Below are 19,467 nucleotides of genomic sequence, written 5' to 3'. Positions count from 1 at the left end.
GAAGCTAAGTGTTGGCTTTTCCCAAAAGCAGCGTATTTTATCATACTTTTGTATACTTGCAAAATCGGGATGCTCCCGTCTAGACTTGGGTAACTATGGGTAAGTTTTTTAGAACGGTGTACGTCGCTTTCGCGCTAGGCGATACTATTTTTCTTCTATGAAACTCGACAGCCTAGTTTGGTTAGCGCCCGGACGAGTTTACTGGTGGCTTGTTTGTTTTCGGCATTGGTCAATATGCGGGGATCTGAGTCGGTTTTGAGGCGCACACAGAGCCTGACGCTGGTCGATCGAATTCACATTGTCGCGATGTCTATATCTTTGCAGGCGCTCTTGCCACCATCTTTTCCCGATTAACAGCAGAAGTAGGGCAAGCAAAGCAGGCAATGTGGCTAGACAGTCGCCTTTTATTTCGAGTCTTTACAATTAATTTCGTTTATCCTTCTGAACGCCTTATCTCCTATTCGGCGATCGTAAATTGATAAACAATTAATCAACTTTATGCAAGCATCGTTAGGTGGTACAATCAGGGGTTGCTTACCAAGGGAGTGGATGATTGAGGGGATATATTTCTAAACAGCATCATCCTGCGGTTAGAGCAGTTGTCAAGGGAGTACCCCTAATTGGTTGCTTGCTGATAGCCGTTTTTAGTTGCTGGCTGTCTCAAACTTTTCCAGTTCAGGCAGAGGCTGTTACATCTCCAAAAACTTGTCAAATTGGAGTTTACTTGACATCCTTGCGAGATTTTCATCCAGCAGAGAAGTCGTTTACTGCAAACTTCTGGATCTGGAGCGTTTGTCCTTTTGAGACTCCAAAACCTTTGGAAAGCCTGAAGGTTGTTAATAGCAAGGAAGTTAGCAAGAATTACGCCAGTTTTTCCCGAAGCGAAAATCTGTCGGATACCTTTAAGGCAAGTAAAAATGTATTCTGGTCTGAAGAGGAGATTAGCGCAACTTTATATCACAACTGGGACACAAAAAATTATCCATTCGATCGCCATGTATTGCAAATTCCCCTTGAGGAAACACAGTTAGATGCTTCCAGCTTCGTTCACGCCCCAGATTTTGCAAACACAGGTTATCCGCAAGACCTAGATTTGGAAGGTTGGGAAATTAGAAATTTTAGAATTTCTCAAGAAAATTTTCCTTATAGAACAAGCTTTGGTAGTCCGGGAATCAAAAGAGAACTAAATTCCCGATCGCGCTTAATTATTTCAATTACAATCAACCGCGAGAGTAAAGTTAGCTTTTTTAAACTTGTGATGGGAGTTTATGCTGCTGTTGCACTCTCAATAATGGCATTGTTGCTGGATGAAGAACTAATGGGCATCCTTGTGGGTAATTTGTTTGCAGTTATAGTAAATCTGCAAGCAGCGACCTCAGATTTGGGTAGTAGCAATTCTGTCACCCTGATCGATCTCATCCACATCATCGCAATCATTTACATCTTCATAACAGCAATTGTGCTGGTCTACACTAGATTTTTAAGTGAATCAGAACAGTCACATTGGTCGCGGTATTTAAGGCGTCGCATTGCTGTTCCGATCCTTGCTGGCTCATTCGTTGTTGTTAATATTATTGTCATTTCTCATGCGGCGATCGTGGGTTAGAGCGAAACGCCTGTGCTGAAAAAATTACGAAATAATTTAATCGTCGATCATTTGGCGATCGTGTGCTAACCTTGAAGCAGTTTATAGTCTAAAAATATTCATTTATCCCTAATAAAAACCGATCGTTACAAGTGCTAATTCTACTTTTCTACGCTGGAAATGACCTCTACGCGATCGACAGTTCGTACATTGTTGAGGTAATTCCACGAGTCAATCTCAGAAAGCTACAGCACGTACCAGAATACGTGGCCGGTTTGTTTAACTACCGGGGAGTAGTCTTGCCAGTGATCGACCTGTGCCATTTGATCCAAGGTACACCGAGCAGATCGCACCTCAGTACCCGCATCATGATCGTCAAATATCCCCGCCAGAACGATTCGGTACAATACTTAGGACTGATGGCAGAGCGAGTGACAGAGACACTCAGTATATCAAACAGAGATATTAGGGATTCCAGCATTCGGGTTGAGGAAGCACCCTACTTAAGCGGCACGATTGTCGATGAAAAACGGATTATTCAATGTGTCCAGCTTGAGCGACTTTTCAGCGATGAGCGACATACTTACTTGCTGATGGGTGAAGAAACTTAATCAAAAGGAGTGCTGATAAAAATGTGCTGAAAAATCAGGAAGATTAAATCCTTAATCAAATCCGCTCCAATTCGTTCACCGTACCAGTATTAATTTCTCACCCCCAACTTAGATGTTCAACAGAATCACTCCCCGCATTGTACTTGGCTTCTCTGTTCCTATCCTGTTCCTGATCGTGCTCGGCTCTGTGCTGTTTTCAGGCATTACCGGTTTAGTTAAATTGCAGGAAGAGTCAAAGCAAACCGCTGATAGCATCAGAAATACTGATGAGTATGCTTATGCGGTCGCTAGGATCATTGCCAGTATCCGAGGATACGCCCTCTATCCGAAGGATCAGTACTACCGAGGGACTTACGATAAAGCCCGAGAAGAAATGCTTCAACATAAGCAGAATTTGACAAAGGTTGGCATTTCACAAGCTCAAGAACAAATTAACCAATTGATCCAGCTTGGTGATGAGTACGATCGCATTGCAGCGACTGTTTACCCGCTAGTCGATGCTAATAAGCTGGATGAGGCGAAACAAGCAGTTTCAATTCCCCGGGTTGCCAAACTTGAAGCATCCCGAACCGGAACCAATAAAATTCTTGAAGCCCGACAGGATGAGATTTTGATCGAAGCTAGGAACTCTAGGCAGTCTCAGTTTTTACTGATCGTTCTGGGAACGCTGTTGACGCTGGCGGTAACGCTGGCGATGGGCTTGTGGGTTGCTGCGCTTGCTGTGCCAATCCGACGAGAGCTTCCAAAGGTGGTGGAAGCAGCAGAGAAGATTGCTGATGGAAATTTACAGCAAACAATTGAGCTAAACAACGATGGTAGCGAAGTTGGCAAGTTGATGACAGCATTTCACTATATGTCCAAAAAGCTGAATTCGCTGATTCTCCAGATGCAAAAGTCTGGAGTGCTGATCAGCACTTCCGCAACTGAGATTGCAGCAGCCGGTAAAGAGTTAGAAGCCACTGTTACAGAACAGCTAGCTTCAACCAATGAAGTGAGTGCGACCTCGCAGGAGATTGCCGCCACTTCTAGAGAGCTAGTCAAGGTGATGGAGCAGGTTGAGCTGATGGCACAGTCTACAGCAATTGCTGCTGGTGCCAGTCAAAATGACTTAAACCGGATGGAAACGGTAATGCGCCAACTTTCAAATGCGACTACTTCCATTGCCACTAAACTTGGCGTCATGAATGAAAAGGCAAACAATATTAACAGTGTTGTGACTACCATTAACAAGGTTGCCGATCAGACCAACCTACTGTCGCTAAATGCCGCGATCGAGGCAGAAAAAGCTGGAGAATACGGGGCGGGCTTCGCAGTTGTAGCACGGGAGATCCGCCGATTGGCTGACCAAACTGCCGTCGCCACTCTGGAAATTGCCCAGATGATCAAGGAGATGCAGTCGGCAGTTTCTACTGGCGTAATGGAAATGGATAAGTTTAATAAATCTGTTGTTGATAGCGTTGCCGATGTCAGCAAGATTAGCGATCAGGTTGCTCAGGTAATTCAGCAGGTGCAAGGATTGACCCCGCGTTTTGAGCAGGTGAGCCAGAGCATTGAGGAGCAATCGATGGGAGCACAACAGATTAGTGAAGCGATGGGCCACCTGAGTCAAGCATCTCAGCAGACGGTGGACGCTTTACGGGAGACGAACAGTGCTGTAGGGCAGCTTGATGAGGCAGCAAATGGATTACGATTAGAAATTTCTCGATTCAAAACCGCTTAGGCTTACAGATGGTACTATCTGCGATCGCGACATTACTGAGCAAAACTATAGGCTTAGACCCAGATACAATTGGCTCCAACCGGATTGCCAGAGCAGCCGAGAATCGTCGAGTCGGCTGTAAATTGCCTGACCTGAAGAGCTATTGGGCACGTTTACAAACCTCCGCTTTAGAATTAGAGGAGCTGATCGAACTGCTCATCGTGCCAGAAACCTGGTTTTTCCGGGATGGCAAACCGTTTGATTACCTAAAAACCTACGTCACCTCGGAATGGCTGCGGTCGCCAAACCGCAATCAGCTCCAACTGCTGAGTGTTCCATCCTCTACTGGCGAAGAACCTTACTCAATGGCGATCGCCCTACTAGAAGCGGGTTTGCATCCGAAACAGTTCGCGATCGATGCGATTGACATTAGTCAGCGATCCCTGGCCAAGGCAAAGCGCGGAGTCTACACCAAAAACTCATTTCGCGGCGATGCTTGGACAGGCCGAGAGCGCTACTTTCAGCAAACGGCGGAGGGTTACGAACTATGCCAGCCCGTTAGGGGGCTCGTCAATTTTCAGCAGGGGAATGTAATGACCTCCCTGACGCTGATTCAAAAGCAATACGACATCATCTTTTGCCGCAACTTGTTGATCTACCTAAAATCAGAAGTTTGCTCGCAGGTATTAGCAGCGATCGATCGCCTACTCATACCAGGAGGGTTACTGTTTGTTGGAGCGTCTGACACTGGAAAAATTGTCGCAGACAAGTACGCCTCTGTCCGTCAGCCTTTCACATTTGCTTATCGAAAGTCGAAAGCATCGCTTCCACAACTGGCACCCCTCAATATTACTCAATTGAGACAGGTGCCATCTCAACTAATAACTCCTCAAACCATTGCCAAGCAATCTTTAAGAGGGAAAAATTACTCTGCGCCCGACACTCAGCAAATCAAAGAATCCGATCCATCTGCGAGTTCAAAGGATTTAAGCCCTGAACCAACATCGTCTCTTGATTTACCAACAGTGAAAAAGTTAGCAGATGACGGGCGAGATGCAGAAGCGATCGCGCTTTGTAACTCGTATCTCGTTCATAATCCAACGAGTGCGGCTGCCTACACTCTCTTGGGAGAACTGTATCAGGCCAACCAGCAGAATGCCCAAGCAGAGCGATGTTTTCAACGTGCTATATACTTGGAGCCAACCTCTTATGAAGCGTTAGTTCACCTCGCCTTATTGAAAGAAAATCAAGGCGATACAGTAGGAGCAAAAATCATTCAGCAGCGAATTCAGCGCTTGCAGCACCGTCTCAAAACAGAAGCTTAGAAGGGAAAACCTGATATGTTCAAAAATCTATCCATGCAGGCACGCCTCATCTTCGCGTTCATGTTCATGGGGATTTTGGTGCTGATTGTAGCACTGGTAGGTCTGAGCGGCAGCTCTCGCTTGAGTAAGCACATCGACTCCCTAGCCAGCAATAGTGTGCCCAGTATCTCCGGCTTGTGGAAAATTAACGAAGGAAAAACCCAGATCGAATCATCAGAACGGGGCTTGCTGAATATCAATCTAAACAAAGATTCGCGACAGGCAGAGATCGATCGCATGGATAACGCCTGGAAGCAAATTCAGGAAGGGTTTCAACAGTACGAAGCCGCTCCTAAGCCTGACGCTGAACAGAAGGCATATAAAGACTTTTTGAATACGTGGGATGCGTGGAAGAAAGCCCATGAGGAATTTTTGAGGCTTAATCTTCAGTTCGAGAGACTGGGAGTTTTCAATATATTTGAAAATTCAGCGGGGAATGCTGGTTCGGCGATCGCTGCCTACAAAGAGCTTGACAAGCAAGTTCAGGTAAACCGTCAACCCTTCACAGACGCCACCAATACACTTTTGGAGGTGTTAAAAATGAATGAGGATGTGACAGCGGAAACAGAACGTGTATCGGCGAAAGATGTTTCTCAAGTCGGCTTTTGGGCATTTGTGGCAATCCTGCTCGGTCCGGGAACTGCCATCTTATTTGGAATTTTCTTTAGTAACACGATCGCCAAACCTCTAGGAGCGAAAATTGCAGGGGTAGTTGACATTGCCCAAAAGATTTCAGCCGGAGACTTAACCAGCCAAATTTCACTCGCTGACCAGCAAGATGAAGTCGGTCAATTGCAGAATGCCTTTTACACCATGAATAAAGACCTGAATGCGCTAGTCAACCGCATTCAAAAGTCAGGCAATCAAATCACCAGTTCTGCCGACCAAATTACGGCGTCTGGAAGAAACCTGGAAGCAACGGTTACAGAACAGGTAGCTTCAACGAATGAAGTGAGTGCAACGGCTCATGAAATTGCCGCGACATCAAGGGAATTGGTGAAAACAATGGAGCAGGTTGCTGCAATGGCTGAACAGACAACAGTGGCAGCAGGCAACAGTAAAGACAATCTGAACCACATCGATTCTGTGATGCGCCAGTTGCTAGAAGCTACTCAGGTCATTTCCTCCAAGCTGGAAATCATGGACAAACGAGCCAATAATATCAGCAGAGTGGTGACAACCATAACGGTTGTGGCAGATCAAACCAACTTGCTTTCGCTCAATGCAGCACTGGAAGCCGAGAGAGCCGGAGAATACGGCGCGGGCTTTTCGGTTGTGGCACGGGAAATTCGACGCTTAGCCGATCGGACTGCTGTTGCCACTCTAGAAATTGAGCAGATGATTAAGGAGATGCAATCGGCAGTTTCTACCGGGGTGACAGAGATGGATAAGTTTACGAAGTCTGTTGTTGATAGCGTTGAGGATGTCAGCAAAATTAGCGAACAAATTGCCCAAGTCATTCAGCAGGTGCAGGGATTGACCCCACGCTTTGAGCAGGTGAGTCAGAGCGTCGATGAACAATCTCAGGGAGCGCAACAAATTAGCGAAGCGATGGAGCATCTGAGTCAAGCATCTCAGCAGACTGCAGGCTCGTTGCGAGAAACCAATCACGCTTTAGAAGAACTTGACGAAGCTACTCATAGCTTAAAGACAGAGATTGCGCGATTCAAAGTGATGGCATAAGCTGTTGCGGCATTTAAATTGTATGTCAAAAAACAATCGAACTCTTGTGGGGTGGGCGTCCCGCCCGCCCTGAATATGCAATTTAACTGCGCGACAGCTTAGAAGTTGAAAATTGAGAAATTGAACAATGGAAAATTATTTGAATACGGTATCCATACCAGACAATTCTGAATTTGACCATCCAACACTCAACGATTGCTGGAATCAGATTGGGGTGATGGGCGATCGCACCTGTGGCGAATTGAAGACGGTTATTCACTGCCGCAACTGCAAGGTTTACTCGGCGGCTGGACGCAGCTTGCTAGAGCGCAATGCTCCACCTGAGTATCTCCAAGAATGGACAGACATCTTGTCAGAAGCTTCCACACAGCAGGTCGGAGTGGGAGAAGGGATGCTAGTTCGGGCCACAGATACCCTTTCTGTAATCATTTTTCGTCTCGGTAATGAACGGTTAGCATTGCCAGTCAACATCTTGCAAGAAGTGACTCCCCCTTACATCATTCATGCCGTCCCTCACCGCACTAACTCTGTATTTTTGGGGTTGGTCAACATTCGCGGTGAAACACTTCTCTGTATTTCCCTCAGAGACTTACTCGGTCTAGAGCCTGTCGCCGAATCAGCAGATTTCTCCAATACGATTAATCCGCAACGGATGATTGTGGCTGGAAAGAATGACAACAAGTGGGTGTTTCCAGTGGATGAGGTTCATGGAACTTACCGCTTTCATCTCAATGAGTTCAAAGATGCTCCTGTTGTCATTTCCAAAGCATCGGAAGCTTACACCAAAGGGGTCGTTACTTGGCAAGGCAAGAAGATCAACTTTTTGGACTCTGAACTATTCTTTTACACCCTAAGTCACAAGGTTTTTTGACCATGAGCGATGATTCTATGCTGGAGCTATTTCGACAAGAAGCTGAGACGCAGATTGCGATCCTGACTCAAGAACTATTGATATTGGAAGCCAACCCGCAATCTGATGAGGCACTGGAAGCTCTGATGCGGGCTGCTCACTCGATTAAAGGTGCCGCTCGAATTGTTTCTCTAGATGCCGTCACTACTCTGGCGCATTCGATGGAAGATTGCTTTGTGGCAGCGCAGAGCCAGATCGTCACGTTAGGTTCAGACCAGATTGATGTCTTACTGCAAGGCGTTGATTTGCTTCAAGGGCTCAGTCAGGTAATGGAAGTCGATCTACTTGAATGGTTGGCCCAAAAAGCTGGAGAGTTTGAGAGGTGTTATGAGGCGATCGCGGCTCTGCTACCTCCAGATTTTCGCGATCGTCGCTCAACCTCCCTGGTTCCAGTCGATCAAAACTCAGCGCTGAGCCAAAGCGATCGTCAGGAAATTGCCACGGCTGAGACGATCGCCAGCCCAACTGATAGGGTGGTGCGAGTCACGGCAGAAAATTTGAACCGGATTATGGGGTTGGCGGGTGAATCGCTGGTAGAGGCAAATTGGCTGCAGCCTTTTGCCGATTCCTTTACCGCCCTCAAATCTCGTCAATTAGAGCTTGCCAGACTTCTGGAAACGGTTCATACCACATTAGCGAACACTCCAATTAATTCAGAAAGCCAGCAAGTTCTAGATACAGCTCGACGTAAAGCACAAGAATGTCGGGAAATGCTCACCGATCGCTTGGGTGAACTGGAACTATATGCTCGTCGCACAACCAACTTGAGCGATCGGCTTTACCGGGAAGTGATTGCCTCCCACATGCGTCCATTTATTGATGGAGTACAAAGCTTTCCTCGCATGGTTCGCGATCTAGCACGAGGATTGAATAAGCAGGTCAAGCTAGAGATTGTCGGTCAGTCAACCCCGGTCGATCGTGATATCCTCAAAAAACTGGAAGCACCCCTGACTCACATGATTCGCAATGCGGTCGATCACGGAATCGAACCCCCCCAAGAGCGAGAGGCAGCAGGCAAACCGATGGAGGGAACAGTTCGTCTAGAATCATTTCATCGTGGCGGTATGCTGGCAATTACCATTTCTGATGACGGAAGAGGAATTGATATCGAGCGGATGCGCCAAAAGATTATCGATCGGAATTTAGGTTCACCCAAAACGGCGGCTCAACTTAGCGAAGCTGAAATCATCGAGTTTCTGTTTCTACCTGGATTTTCTACAGCCGAACAAGTGACTGAAATTTCAGGACGCGGTGTGGGATTAGATATTGTCAAAAGTATGGTGCAAGAGGTTGGTGGAACAATTCGCGCCACATCTCAATTCCGAAAGGGTACTAATTTTCACTTTCAACTTCCCCTCACGCTCTCGGTTGTCAGGACGCTAATTGTCGAGATTTCTGGTGAACCTTATGCCTTTCCCCTAGCACGAGTGGATCAGATTGTCAAACTCGACAAATCGGACATTTATGTTGTCGAAGGTCGCCAATATTTCACTAAAGATGGTCAAAATATCGGATTGATTGCCGCTCACAATGTTCTGGATTTACCGGAGGCTTTATCCTCCGATGATGCGATCTGTGTAGTTGCGATCAGCGATCAATCCAACGCTTATGGCTTGGTTATAGACCAGTTCTTAGGTGAACGGGATTTAGTGGTGCGTCCACTCGATCCGCGTTTGGGTAAAGTTCGGGATATTAGTGCCTCTGCTCTCATGGATAATGGCTTGCCTGTTTTAATTATGGATGTTTCTGATTTGGTGCAATCCATTGACAACCTGCTCAACAGCGGTCAAATGAGACCTGTTGATGTCAACAAAGCCAAAAAAGCAAAAGGCAACGATCGCCAACGCATTTTAGTTGTGGATGATTCGATTACTGTGCGCGAAATGACCCGAAAGCTGCTGCAAAATCGAGGCTACGATGTGGATGTTGCCGTAAACGGAATGGATGCTTGGATAGCCATTCGGAGCAATCATTACGACCTTGTATTGAGCGACATCGATATGCCTCGCATGAATGGCATTGAACTTGTCAAGCAAATTAAAGATCATCCCACATTCCATTTGCTTCCGGTCATTATCGTGTCATACCGCGATGCCGAAGAAGATCGGATTCAGGGTATGGAAGCTGGGGCAGACTATTACATCACCAAAAGCAGCTTCCATGACGACACATTAGTTAACGCGATCGTCGATCTGATTGGACAATAGCCATTTCAGGAGAGTTAGCTAAGGATAAAGGGTAAGTTAAAAATTATGATTTTCCTACGGAAAGATTTACAGTGGATACATCCACACTCAAATCATGCCTGTACTTAGAATGAGAATTGCGATTGTCAATGATATGGCTATGGCAGTGGAAGCCCTCAAGCGGGTGCTGCTAACCGTTCCAGGTTATGAAGTGGCATGGATTGCACGGGATGGTGCAGATGCGGTTGCCCGCTGCGCCAGAGACACACCCGACTTAATTTTGATGGATCTATTCATGCCAGTCATGGACGGTGTGGAAGCTACCAGCCAGATCATGAAACAGTCTCCCTGTATGATTCTGATTGTGACTGCAAGCGTCGGAAAAAATGCCGGGAAGGTGTTTGAGGCAATGGGGCACGGTGCCCGTGATGCAGTGAACACTCCCGTCTTAGGAATCTCAGGAAGTCCAGAGTCTGCCCAACCGCTACTGACAAAAATTGCGACTATTAGCAAGCTAATTGGCAAATCATCTCAAAGCTCAACTCCAAAACCCCAAACTTCAAAACTTACTTCATTCTCCACACCTTCGAGCCTACTCCCTCCCCTAGTGGCGATCGGCTCCTCAACAGGTGGTCCCAAAGCTCTAGCCGCCATTCTCTCCCGCCTACCAGCCAACTTCGGTGCGGCCATTGCGATTATTCAACATGTCGATATGCAGTTTTCGGGGGGGCTGGTGGATTGGCTGAATCAACAAACACCCTTGACGGTGAAACTAGCCAAAATTGGCGATCGGCTGGAGAAAGGTATTGTCTTAGTTGCAGGTACCAACGATCACCTCAGTCTTCGTTCTGATTTCACTCTGCACTACACAAAAGAACCCATTGACTATCCCTACCGCCCATCAGTAAATGTGTTTTTTAAGAGTCTTGCCGAATACTGGAACCACAAGGAAACTGCCGTGTTACTGACTGGGATGGGACAAGACGGTGCTGAGGGAATGAGCCTTTTGCGATCGCGGGGATGGCACACAATCGCTCAGGATGAAAAAAGTTCTGTAGTATATGGAATGCCCAAAGCGGCAGTTCAGCTAAATGCAGCGGTTGAAGTTCTGCCTCCTGAAGCGATCGCCGATCGGTTACTTCAGCGAGTCTTGTTCAGATAACTTGATATTCTCAATGTGAACCATGATGAAGCCAATCGATTTTAGATTTTAGATTTTAGATTTTAGATTTTAGATTTTAGATTTTAGATTAAAGCATTCACCCCACGAATAAATTCGGGGGCTCCTTTATCGGATACAGGTTTTTTATTTCTGGACGGATGAATCCGGGGGCTTGTATCCTGGATGCTTGATTGTCAAGAGAAAGAAGTAGATGAGTTATACAAATTTGGTAAACTCGACAGTCCGCTGCAAAGTCACCACTTCCTTTTTACCAAAAACGATCGCAGGCTTTTTCTCAATAGTTTTATGAGAGCATTTCTTCAATAAAATATCAAAAAACACTCGCTTACTGAAGTCCCTCGATTCGCTTACATTCCAGCCCGAAAGGGACGCAAGTTTTCCGCATCCCGTTTATTTTGTATAATAAAGTAGTTATCTCAGAGAGAAAAAAACAATGGCTGCAAACCAGGCAGACATCGATATTGCCCCCTTGATCGACTACGGCCTGATCGACCCCACCGCTACGCCAGAGCAAGTAGAAAACTGTTGCCAACAAGCAGAGAGATTTGGCTTTGTCACAGTTTGCGTGTATCCCGCCTACGTCAGACAAGCAGTTGAGCTGCTGCACGGCAAACGTCCCAAAGTCTGTACAGTTATAGGTTTTCCCACCGGTGCTTCGACTTCAACGGTGAAACTTTACGAAGCTCTAGAAGCTGCAGATAATGGAGCCGTAGAGTTAGATGTCTCCGTTAACTTAGGATTGTTGAAAGCTGGAAGAATCGATGAATTCCACCGGGAATTAGCCCAAATTTGCGAAGAAACTAATCTCACCATCAAAGCAATTATCGAAAGTTCTCTCCTTTCCGATGCCGAAAAACAATTAGCGGCTGAGATTTGCATGGAAGCTGGTGTGGCTTACATCAAAACCAACACTGGCTTTTTTGGCCCGGCGAAAGTTGACGATGTGCGACTGCTGAAGGAAGTTACGAAGGGACGAATTGGGATTAAAGCTGCAGGCGGAATTCGTACTCACGAACAAGCTCTAGATTTGGTAGTAGCTGGGGCAACTCGTTTGGGGACTTCTCGCGGCCCTGAATTACTCCGCCAGCGCGATAATTTAGATAAAAGTCATTAGTCATTAGTCATTAGTTATTAGTTATTAGCAATTGCTAATTGGTAATGGCTAATGGGGAATTAACTGGTTCCAAGGCTCTGCCTGGGAATCCATATTTAGAGGCTCTGCCTCGGCTGGGATTAGGAGGCAGAGACTCCGGATCTGCGTTACCAGGCAGAGCCTGGTAACGAGTATCTAATAAAAGTTCTGCGTCGCGGACTGTTTTTGCTACTGTCCTTGTAAATCTAAAATCTAAAATCTAAAATCTAAAATCGAGTGACTAGAACTTACAAAGCAACTGGAATCAATCTCAAGAGTGCGCCGATCGGCGAATCCGATCGAGTGCTGACAGTTTTAACGCGGGAATTCGGCTTAATTCGAGCCGTAGCACCGGGTGTTCGCAAACAGCGATCGACCATCGGCGGTAGAAGCGAATTATTTGTCGTCAACGAATTGCTAATTGCCAAAGGCCGATCGCTCGACAAAATTACCCAAGCCGACACGGTACAATCCCATCCGGGTTTGAGCCGCAACCTCGGGAAACTCGCAGCCGCGCAATATCTGGCCGAATTGGCGATCGCCACCGCCCTTTCCGACGAGCCCCAAGAAGAACTCTTTTGGTTGCTGGGCGAACATTTGAGCCGTTTGGAGCGTTTGTCCGATCGCACAGAAATCCAATCCGCCGCCGTACTTGTCGCCCACCTCACCCACGGCATTTTTCACCTGCTAGCCTTAGCCGGCCTTGCGCCCCAAGTCCAAGTCTGCTGCGCCACCAGACACCCGCTGATCCCAAATTTCAGCGATCCGAACTGGCAAACCGGGTTTAGTATACCCTCTGGGGGAACCTTCAGCTTGTCCGAACTAGCTAACCTAGAGGCAGAACTCTCTTCAGAAACCGGCACCTTGTACAAATCCGCTTCTCGTTCCCGGCAAACGAATGGCAGCAAACACTTGACAAACTTTTTGATTAATGCTAAGGAATTAGCAGCGATGCAACAGTTGGCTAGTCCAGAACTAGGAGAGGGGATTGCCGATCGAACAGCTTGGGTATCTGTCGAAAATATTTTGCGGCAATATGCCCAGTATCATTTAGGTTGCACGATTCGCTCTGGAAGCTCGATAGACACCTACTTAGAGAGTTTTGAGTTTTAAATTTTGAAATTTTGAGTGTTGAGTTAAATAGGTGAACGGGCGATCGTACATCTCACCCCCAGCCTGCGGGATACCCGAACCTGCCGGCAATTTCAGGTAAATTCTCAAGATTGTTGCGACATCAGATAATAGATAAAGTTACGAGTTATTAATAAACTTAGGGGTTGACACCTCAATTTGAAATTCACATCCCCCCCAACCTCCACTATCCCAGGCCATCCACCCCAAATCCTATGATGCGACTGTCCGATTCTGATTTGAGAATATCTGTTTTAGCTGTGACCCACCACAAGATGGAAGAACGAGAAAATTTTCCAGATTTTGACTCTTATTCCGTCTCCGCCGATCGACAATGGAGCAACGTCCAAGACCCAGAAATGGATAAATATCCCACAAATCCAGAAACAGAGTCAAGCAACGGCAAAAGCCAACAATCCGAAGCAATCGCCCCGGTGCCAACAGCAGACCCAGCCGCAGAACTCTCCGAAGCAGTAGCCGAAACTCCCGAAAAAGAAACAGGATTTCTGCCAGTTCTGAAAAACCGAAATTTTTTAGCACTGTGGAGCGGGCAAGTTTTTTCCCAACTAGCAGATAAAGTTTATCTCGTACTGACGATCGCCCTAGTGGCCAGCCGCTTTCAAGCGCCAGATCAAACAATCAGCAGGTGGGTATCGGCAATCATGATCGCCTTTACCATTCCCGCAGTGCTGTTCGGGGCAGCCGCGGGCGTGTATGTCGATCGCTGGTCGAAAAAAGCAGTGCTCGTAGTCACAAACCTGCTGCGGGGAGGCTTCGTTTTAACATTGCCCCTGCTGTTGTGGCTCTCTGACGGGTGGGAACTCGGTCAACTGCCGCTCGGATTCTGCTTGCTGCTGCTAGTGACATTCCTCGTTTCGACTCTAACTCAATTTTTCGCCCCAGCAGAACAGTCAGTGATTCCCCTAATTGTGGAACGCCGCCACCTGCTCTCGGCAAACTCCCTCTACACCACAACCATGATGGGTTCGGTGATTATTGGCTTTGCAGTCGGAGAACCCTTACTAGCTTTAGCCGACACCCTATTTTCCAACCTCGGCGGCGGACTCGGCATCGGCAAAGAATTAGTAGTAGGCGGAAGTTACGCCTTCGCCGGAGTGCTGTTGCTGTCGATGAAAACAGGCGAAAAAAACGATGCCGAACACGAAGCGCCGCACCCCCTAGCAGATTTGCGAGACGGCCTGCGTTACATCAACGCTCAACCGAAAGTCCGCAATGCTTTAATCCAACTAATTATTCTCTTTTCCATTTTTGCAGCCTTGGCAGTTCTAGCGGTGCGGCTGGCAGAAATCCTCCCCGGTATGAAAGCGTCGCAATTTGGCTTTTTGCTGGCTGCGGTGGGCGTTGGCATGGCTGCTGGGGCGGCGACAGTCGGCTATCTCGGCCACAAATTTTCTCACTCCCAACTGAGTTTAATCGGATCGATCGGCATGGCACTTGCTCTGATGGGCCTTTCTGCATTCACACACCATTTGTGGCTCTCGGTACTGTTCATTACCCTGTTGGGTTTATTTGCCTCATTGGTGGGAGTGCCGATGCAGACTACAATTCAAGCAGAAACCCCAGAAGAAATGCGGGGAAAAGTCTTCGGGCTGCAAAACAATGCCACTAATATCGCTTTGAGTTTACCGTTGGCTTTGGCCGGGGTAGCAGAAACATTTCTGGGTTTGCCGACAGTATTTTTGGCTTTAGCAGGATTAGCGATCGCTGGCGGTGTCTTAACCTGGTATATTTCCCGTAGCAGTAATAGCAAAGTCGATCGAATCTAAAAAATAACAAACTCTGATTTACTGGAATGCACATCGCTTGGCTAGGAAAAAAATCACCTTTTTGCGGTAACGTCACTTACTCCAGGGAAGTCACCAACGCACTATTAGACCGGGGATACCAGGTCAGTTTCCTGCACTTTGCCCAAGAAGCGGGCCCGCTGGACAGGAACAATGCGGCGTGGAGCATGGCAAATGGTTCGTGGGGCAAGGGAATTGCTCAAACCTCATATACCAATTCGCTCTCGCCCGCGAGTTGCAACGAAGTCTCTTTACCCTGTCACTACAAATCGCAAATTTATACGATTCCCACTCTCAAATCCCGCACAGTGCTGATGAAATCTCTGCGGCGGCTGAAACCCGATGTGGTTCACGCTTCCCTGACGCTTTCGCCTCTAGACTTTCTGCTGCCGGAAATTTGTCAAGAATTGAATTTGCCTCTGGTGGCGACTTTTCACCCGCCGTTCGATCGCAAATTGCGGAATTTGACATCGGGAACCCAACACCTGATGTATCAACTCTACGCTCCGTTTTTGGCTCACTACGACTCGACGATCGTATTTTCTTACATTCAGCGAGATATTTTGGTGCGCTTGGGAGTGCCGGAAGAACGGGTAGCCGTGATTCCCAACGGAGTAGACGCGGTTAAGTATTCGCCCGGGCCTTCGGGGTTGAAGTCGCAATTAAAAGCCGATCGAATTTTTGTTTACCAAGGTCGCATTGCCCCGGAGAAAAATGTCGAGGCTTTGCTCAAGGCCTGGAAACAGTGCAATTTTGGCCGTGGCAACGTGTTGGCGATCGTGGGCGATGGGCCCCTAGCCACCTCGCTCCAACTGTCTTACGGGGAAGAGGATGGCATTGTGTGGCTCGGATTTGTTGCCGAGGAGGAACGGCGGATCGAAATTCTGCGGGGTGCAGACGTATTTATTTTGCCTTCTTTGGTGGAGGGACTGTCCCTGTCGCTGCTGGAAGCGATGGCCTGCGGTTTAGCTTGTTTGGCAACGGATGCCGGTGCTGACGGCGAAGCCTTGGAGGAAGGCGCGGGGGTAGTTTTGAACACTCAGCGGGTGCGGAGTCAGTTGCAAACCTTGCTGCCGCTGTTTTGCGACCATCCTGAGTTTGGAATAGTGCTGGGTCAAAAAGCACGCCAACGGGCGATCGAGCGGTACACTCTCAGTCAGAATATAACTGAGTTGGAAAAGCTGTACTCAGAGGTTTTGCAAAAGCAGCGCGTACCAGTTCGGGGTTTAGCATAAAAGATTTTCTGGCTCGTTTTGTAGGGTGCGTCGCCGTGAGATGTTCCATGAAACTTGCAGATGCTTTCGAGCGACGCACCTTACTACGAATGTGTAGGGTGCGTCGCCGTGAGATGTTCCATGAAACTTGCAGATGCTTTCGAGCGACGCACCTTACTACGAATGTGTAGGGTGCGTCGCCGTGAGATGTTCCATGAAACTTGCAGATGCTTTCGAGCGACGCACCGGTGCGATAGCGGCTATATTATCTAACTTCCCGGGCGCAAATAATCCAAAAGCCGATCGCCCGAATCTGCCCGAATCAAAGCAACCACAACTTCCGGCAAACTTCCCAAACTCGGATAAACAAAATAACGGGGTTCCCACCGCGGCCCAAACTTATCTTTAAAACTGTGCAGTCCTTTAAAATTATAAAACTTGCTCAAGTGATCCGAAAGATAAATTAAAACCTTTTCCAACCGCCCGGATTTCTCAGCTTCTCCAACTCCCGCCAAGGCCGACAAACCCAAATCAAATTCTTCATATCCCAATTCTTGACAGTGCTGCAACATCGAAGCAAACAAACACTCCATCGTGCCATTTTCCACCTCAGTGCGACGCCGCATTAAATCAACTCCAACTACCCGATCTCCCGCCGATATCATATTAGCAAAAGCACTAATTCTACCGTCTGGAGTGTGAATGGCTGCGGCGCGACTTTCCCGCAAATATGCCTCGTCAAACCAACCTACAGAAAACTGTTTTTCCGCACCCTGAACCATTTGCAGCCACTCGTCGCTGACGAGTTTCATTTGCCGCATCAATTCAGAACTTAAAGGAGGTTCGTAAAATTCGATTTGATAACCGGCTTTTGTAAGTCTGTTGATAGCAGTTCTCAAGTTTTGATTGGTCTTGCCTTTGAGAGTAAAAGTTTTGAGATTGACAATAGCTTCTTCGCCAATTTGCACGACTCGAAAACCGAGAGTAGAATACATTTCTAGATCGTCGGGCAAAGTTTGATAAAATGCTGGATACCAATCGTTGCGATCGCAAAATTCTTGAAACCCCAGAATTGCCTCTTTGCGGTCTTCTGCGGGCCCGATGGGGTCTCCCAAAGCGATCGCACCTCTACCTTTCGGCACGTAGGCGATCGTACTTTTTCCCGAAGGACTAAAATAATAAGATTTATCCTGAAGCAACGCCAGTCTCGCTAGCGTTGTCCGCCCGTATTTTGCTACAACTTCTTTAGCTTTATTCCGTTCCGAAATACTTGCCGAATCTCGCAGCAGCACCGGCCGCAGCAGCATAAAAAGTGCGTAACCAAGCGTTACCGTACCCACAGCATAAATCGAATCCGCAAAAAAGTTAGCAAACCTAGTTTTCGGAACCAACCCCGCATTGTCCGCCGTAAAAAACATTGCAAAAGTCTGGAACAAAGCTCTGTCTAAATCAAAATTAACCGCTTGTTCGTTAACTTCAAAACCCCTGTCTAAAATATAAAAACCCGCTGTCCCGTAAGCCAGCGTAAACAGCAAAGCCCCCAGCAAAACCCGGATTCCTTGAGCAATTGAAGGGCGATCGGATTTAGCAGTAAAAGTCTTTCGCATCACCAACAAGTGAAACAGCAGCACCCCAGAAAGCAAGCTTTCTTCAACATCCAATCCCTTGACTAAATGAATTACAATAGAAACGATTAACAATCCCACCGTCAGCAACCAAGCAATCCGCTTGCGCCGCAACAAATTAGTTGCCAGAGTTAGCAGCATAAATCCGATCACTGCTGCAAAAAAATGCCCGCCCGCACGCACGGGAAAAGGGAAAAACGGTTCTAGCCAATTTCGGCGATCGGGTAAACTAGGAGTTACAGCAGACAGCAGGTTAATAACTCCTACCAATCCGGTTAAAAATGATGCAGTCCAGAGTCCAATCCTAGTTTTTTGGGATAACACAGTTTCACCTTTCTAATTTTTCTGTGCGGCCAGTGATATTTTAAACTGTTTTCCAACATAACTCAAAGAATCGGCTAAATGCTTGTGCCAATAATTCCAACCAACATCCGGGCCGACAATCCCGTGTCCTCCCGGAAATTTGTGAAACTCGTTAGCAATACCCAAACTGTTTAATTGCTCGTGAAACTGTTGAGTAGAAGTCAGAAAGTTTGCGTCTGCTTCCCCGGCATCCAAATAAGCGCGCAACTGCTGTTTATCTTTAACACTAAGTTTTTCCACTAAATATTTAGGACTGTTAGCCTGGCCGCTTTGATCTGTAAAATAACCGCTGTGGCTGAACAGAATATTAAAATTATTCAAGTAGCGCAAACCGATATTAAAAGCTCCCCAACCCCCCGAAGATTGTCCTCCCATTGCCCAGAATTTGGGGTCTTCCAGCGTTCTGTAGCGCGATTTTACGATGGTGGCTAACTCGGAGCCGATCGCGCTTCCCACCTTACCGTTCGGCCCGTCAAAATACTGCGGGTCCCACAAAGGACTCGTACCCCGCTTGTCGTTCCCGTCAGGAGTAATTATAATTGATGGCGGCAATCTTTTGCTTTTATATAAATCGTGAAGCACAGAAGTAACAGCGGCTTTGTCTTGATAAGCGCGCGCGTCTCCGTGCCCGCCGTGCAGCAAAAAAATCACAGGATAGCGCTGTTTGGGATTTTTTGCGTAACCAGGCGGCAAAATTAAGCCGTAAGTGCGCTCTGAATTCATAGCTGCACTTTTATATGTTTTTAGTTCAAATTTTAAGTCGGCATCGGCTATGATTTTCGGAGGGTCTAACTGAGGTGCTCCGGCAATAAAAACGTACCAGTATCCAGTCGCACCTAATAGGAGGATTGTACCCGCACCGATACCTAAAACTTTTCCCAACCACTTAGGCATATTGTTTGTTAGTTGTTAGTTGTTAGTTGTTAGTTGTTAGTTGTTAGTTGTTAGTTGTTAGTTGTTAGTTGTTAGTTGTTAG

The 19,467-nt window shown here is 47.1% G+C and carries 14 protein-coding genes; 12 read left to right on the top strand and 2 right to left on the bottom strand.

The annotated features are described in order from the left end of the window. Positions 1 to 553: 553 nt before the first annotated feature. From QUA56_RS33950 to QUA56_RS33895, 12 genes are all read left to right on the top strand, one after another. On the top strand, positions 554 to 1,606 hold the full coding sequence (locus QUA56_RS33950; protein WP_333367606.1) for a hypothetical protein: 1,053 nt from the start codon (positions 554 to 556) through the stop codon (positions 1,604 to 1,606). A gap of 131 nt (positions 1,607 to 1,737) precedes the next feature. Then, the gene (locus QUA56_RS33945) at positions 1,738 to 2,196 is read left to right on the top strand and encodes a chemotaxis protein CheW (protein WP_333367604.1); all 459 of its coding nucleotides are present in this window, start codon (positions 1,738 to 1,740) and stop codon (positions 2,194 to 2,196) included. Between the two features lie 112 nt (positions 2,197 to 2,308). Then, complete coding sequence (locus tag QUA56_RS33940; protein WP_333367601.1) at positions 2,309 to 3,916, top strand: methyl-accepting chemotaxis protein; 1,608 nt, start codon at positions 2,309 to 2,311, stop codon at positions 3,914 to 3,916. Between the two features lie 8 nt (positions 3,917 to 3,924). Further along, entirely contained in the window at positions 3,925 to 5,220 is a 1,296-nt protein-coding gene (locus tag QUA56_RS33935; RefSeq protein ID WP_333367598.1) for a CheR family methyltransferase, read from the top strand. A gap of 15 nt (positions 5,221 to 5,235) precedes the next feature. Continuing rightward, complete coding sequence (locus QUA56_RS33930; RefSeq protein ID WP_333367595.1) at positions 5,236 to 6,942, top strand: methyl-accepting chemotaxis protein; 1,707 nt, start codon at positions 5,236 to 5,238, stop codon at positions 6,940 to 6,942. 481 nt (positions 6,943 to 7,423) lie between these two features. Beyond that, positions 7,424 to 7,813, top strand: coding sequence for a chemotaxis protein CheW (locus tag QUA56_RS37015; RefSeq protein WP_445242975.1), 390 nt, complete (start codon positions 7,424 to 7,426; stop codon positions 7,811 to 7,813). A gap of 2 nt (positions 7,814 to 7,815) precedes the next feature. Beyond that, complete coding sequence (locus tag QUA56_RS33920) at positions 7,816 to 10,059, top strand: hybrid sensor histidine kinase/response regulator (protein ID WP_333367590.1); 2,244 nt, start codon at positions 7,816 to 7,818, stop codon at positions 10,057 to 10,059. 94 nt (positions 10,060 to 10,153) lie between these two features. Continuing rightward, positions 10,154 to 11,200: a chemotaxis response regulator protein-glutamate methylesterase gene (locus tag QUA56_RS33915; RefSeq protein WP_333367587.1), complete on the top strand. Its 1,047-nt coding sequence runs from the start codon at positions 10,154 to 10,156 to the stop codon at positions 11,198 to 11,200. Positions 11,201 to 11,654: 454 nt separating this feature from the next. Then, positions 11,655 to 12,335 carry a deoxyribose-phosphate aldolase gene (gene deoC, locus QUA56_RS33910; RefSeq protein WP_333367584.1) on the top strand — a complete coding sequence of 227 codons (681 nt, stop codon included), beginning with the start codon at positions 11,655 to 11,657 and terminating at the stop codon, positions 12,333 to 12,335. Between the two features lie 255 nt (positions 12,336 to 12,590). Further along, a complete protein-coding gene (gene recO / locus QUA56_RS33905) occupies positions 12,591 to 13,466 on the top strand; it encodes a DNA repair protein RecO (RefSeq protein WP_333367581.1) in 876 nt (291 codons plus the stop codon). Positions 13,467 to 13,699: 233 nt separating this feature from the next. Further along, positions 13,700 to 15,271: an MFS transporter gene (locus QUA56_RS33900; protein ID WP_333367578.1), complete on the top strand. Its 1,572-nt coding sequence runs from the start codon at positions 13,700 to 13,702 to the stop codon at positions 15,269 to 15,271. A gap of 26 nt (positions 15,272 to 15,297) precedes the next feature. Continuing rightward, complete coding sequence (locus tag QUA56_RS33895; protein WP_333367575.1) at positions 15,298 to 16,524, top strand: glycosyltransferase family 4 protein; 1,227 nt, start codon at positions 15,298 to 15,300, stop codon at positions 16,522 to 16,524. A gap of 248 nt (positions 16,525 to 16,772) precedes the next feature. On the opposite strand, the gene QUA56_RS33890 is transcribed toward QUA56_RS33895, so the two are convergent. Together QUA56_RS33890 and QUA56_RS33885 are read right to left on the bottom strand one after the other, a co-directional pair. Next, a complete protein-coding gene (locus tag QUA56_RS33890) occupies positions 16,773 to 18,452 on the bottom strand; it encodes a phosphatidylglycerol lysyltransferase domain-containing protein (RefSeq protein ID WP_333367573.1) in 1,680 nt (559 codons plus the stop codon). A gap of 12 nt (positions 18,453 to 18,464) precedes the next feature. Then, positions 18,465 to 19,385, bottom strand: coding sequence for an alpha/beta hydrolase-fold protein (locus QUA56_RS33885; protein WP_333367571.1), 921 nt, complete (start codon positions 19,383 to 19,385; stop codon positions 18,465 to 18,467). Positions 19,386 to 19,467 lie beyond the last annotated feature (82 nt).

The sequence above is a fragment of the Microcoleus sp. N3A4 genome, assembly GCF_036701805.1.
Taxonomy (GTDB): Bacteria; Cyanobacteriota; Cyanobacteriia; order Cyanobacteriales; family Microcoleaceae; genus Microcoleus.
This window is presented reverse-complemented; position numbering and strand designations above follow the sequence as displayed.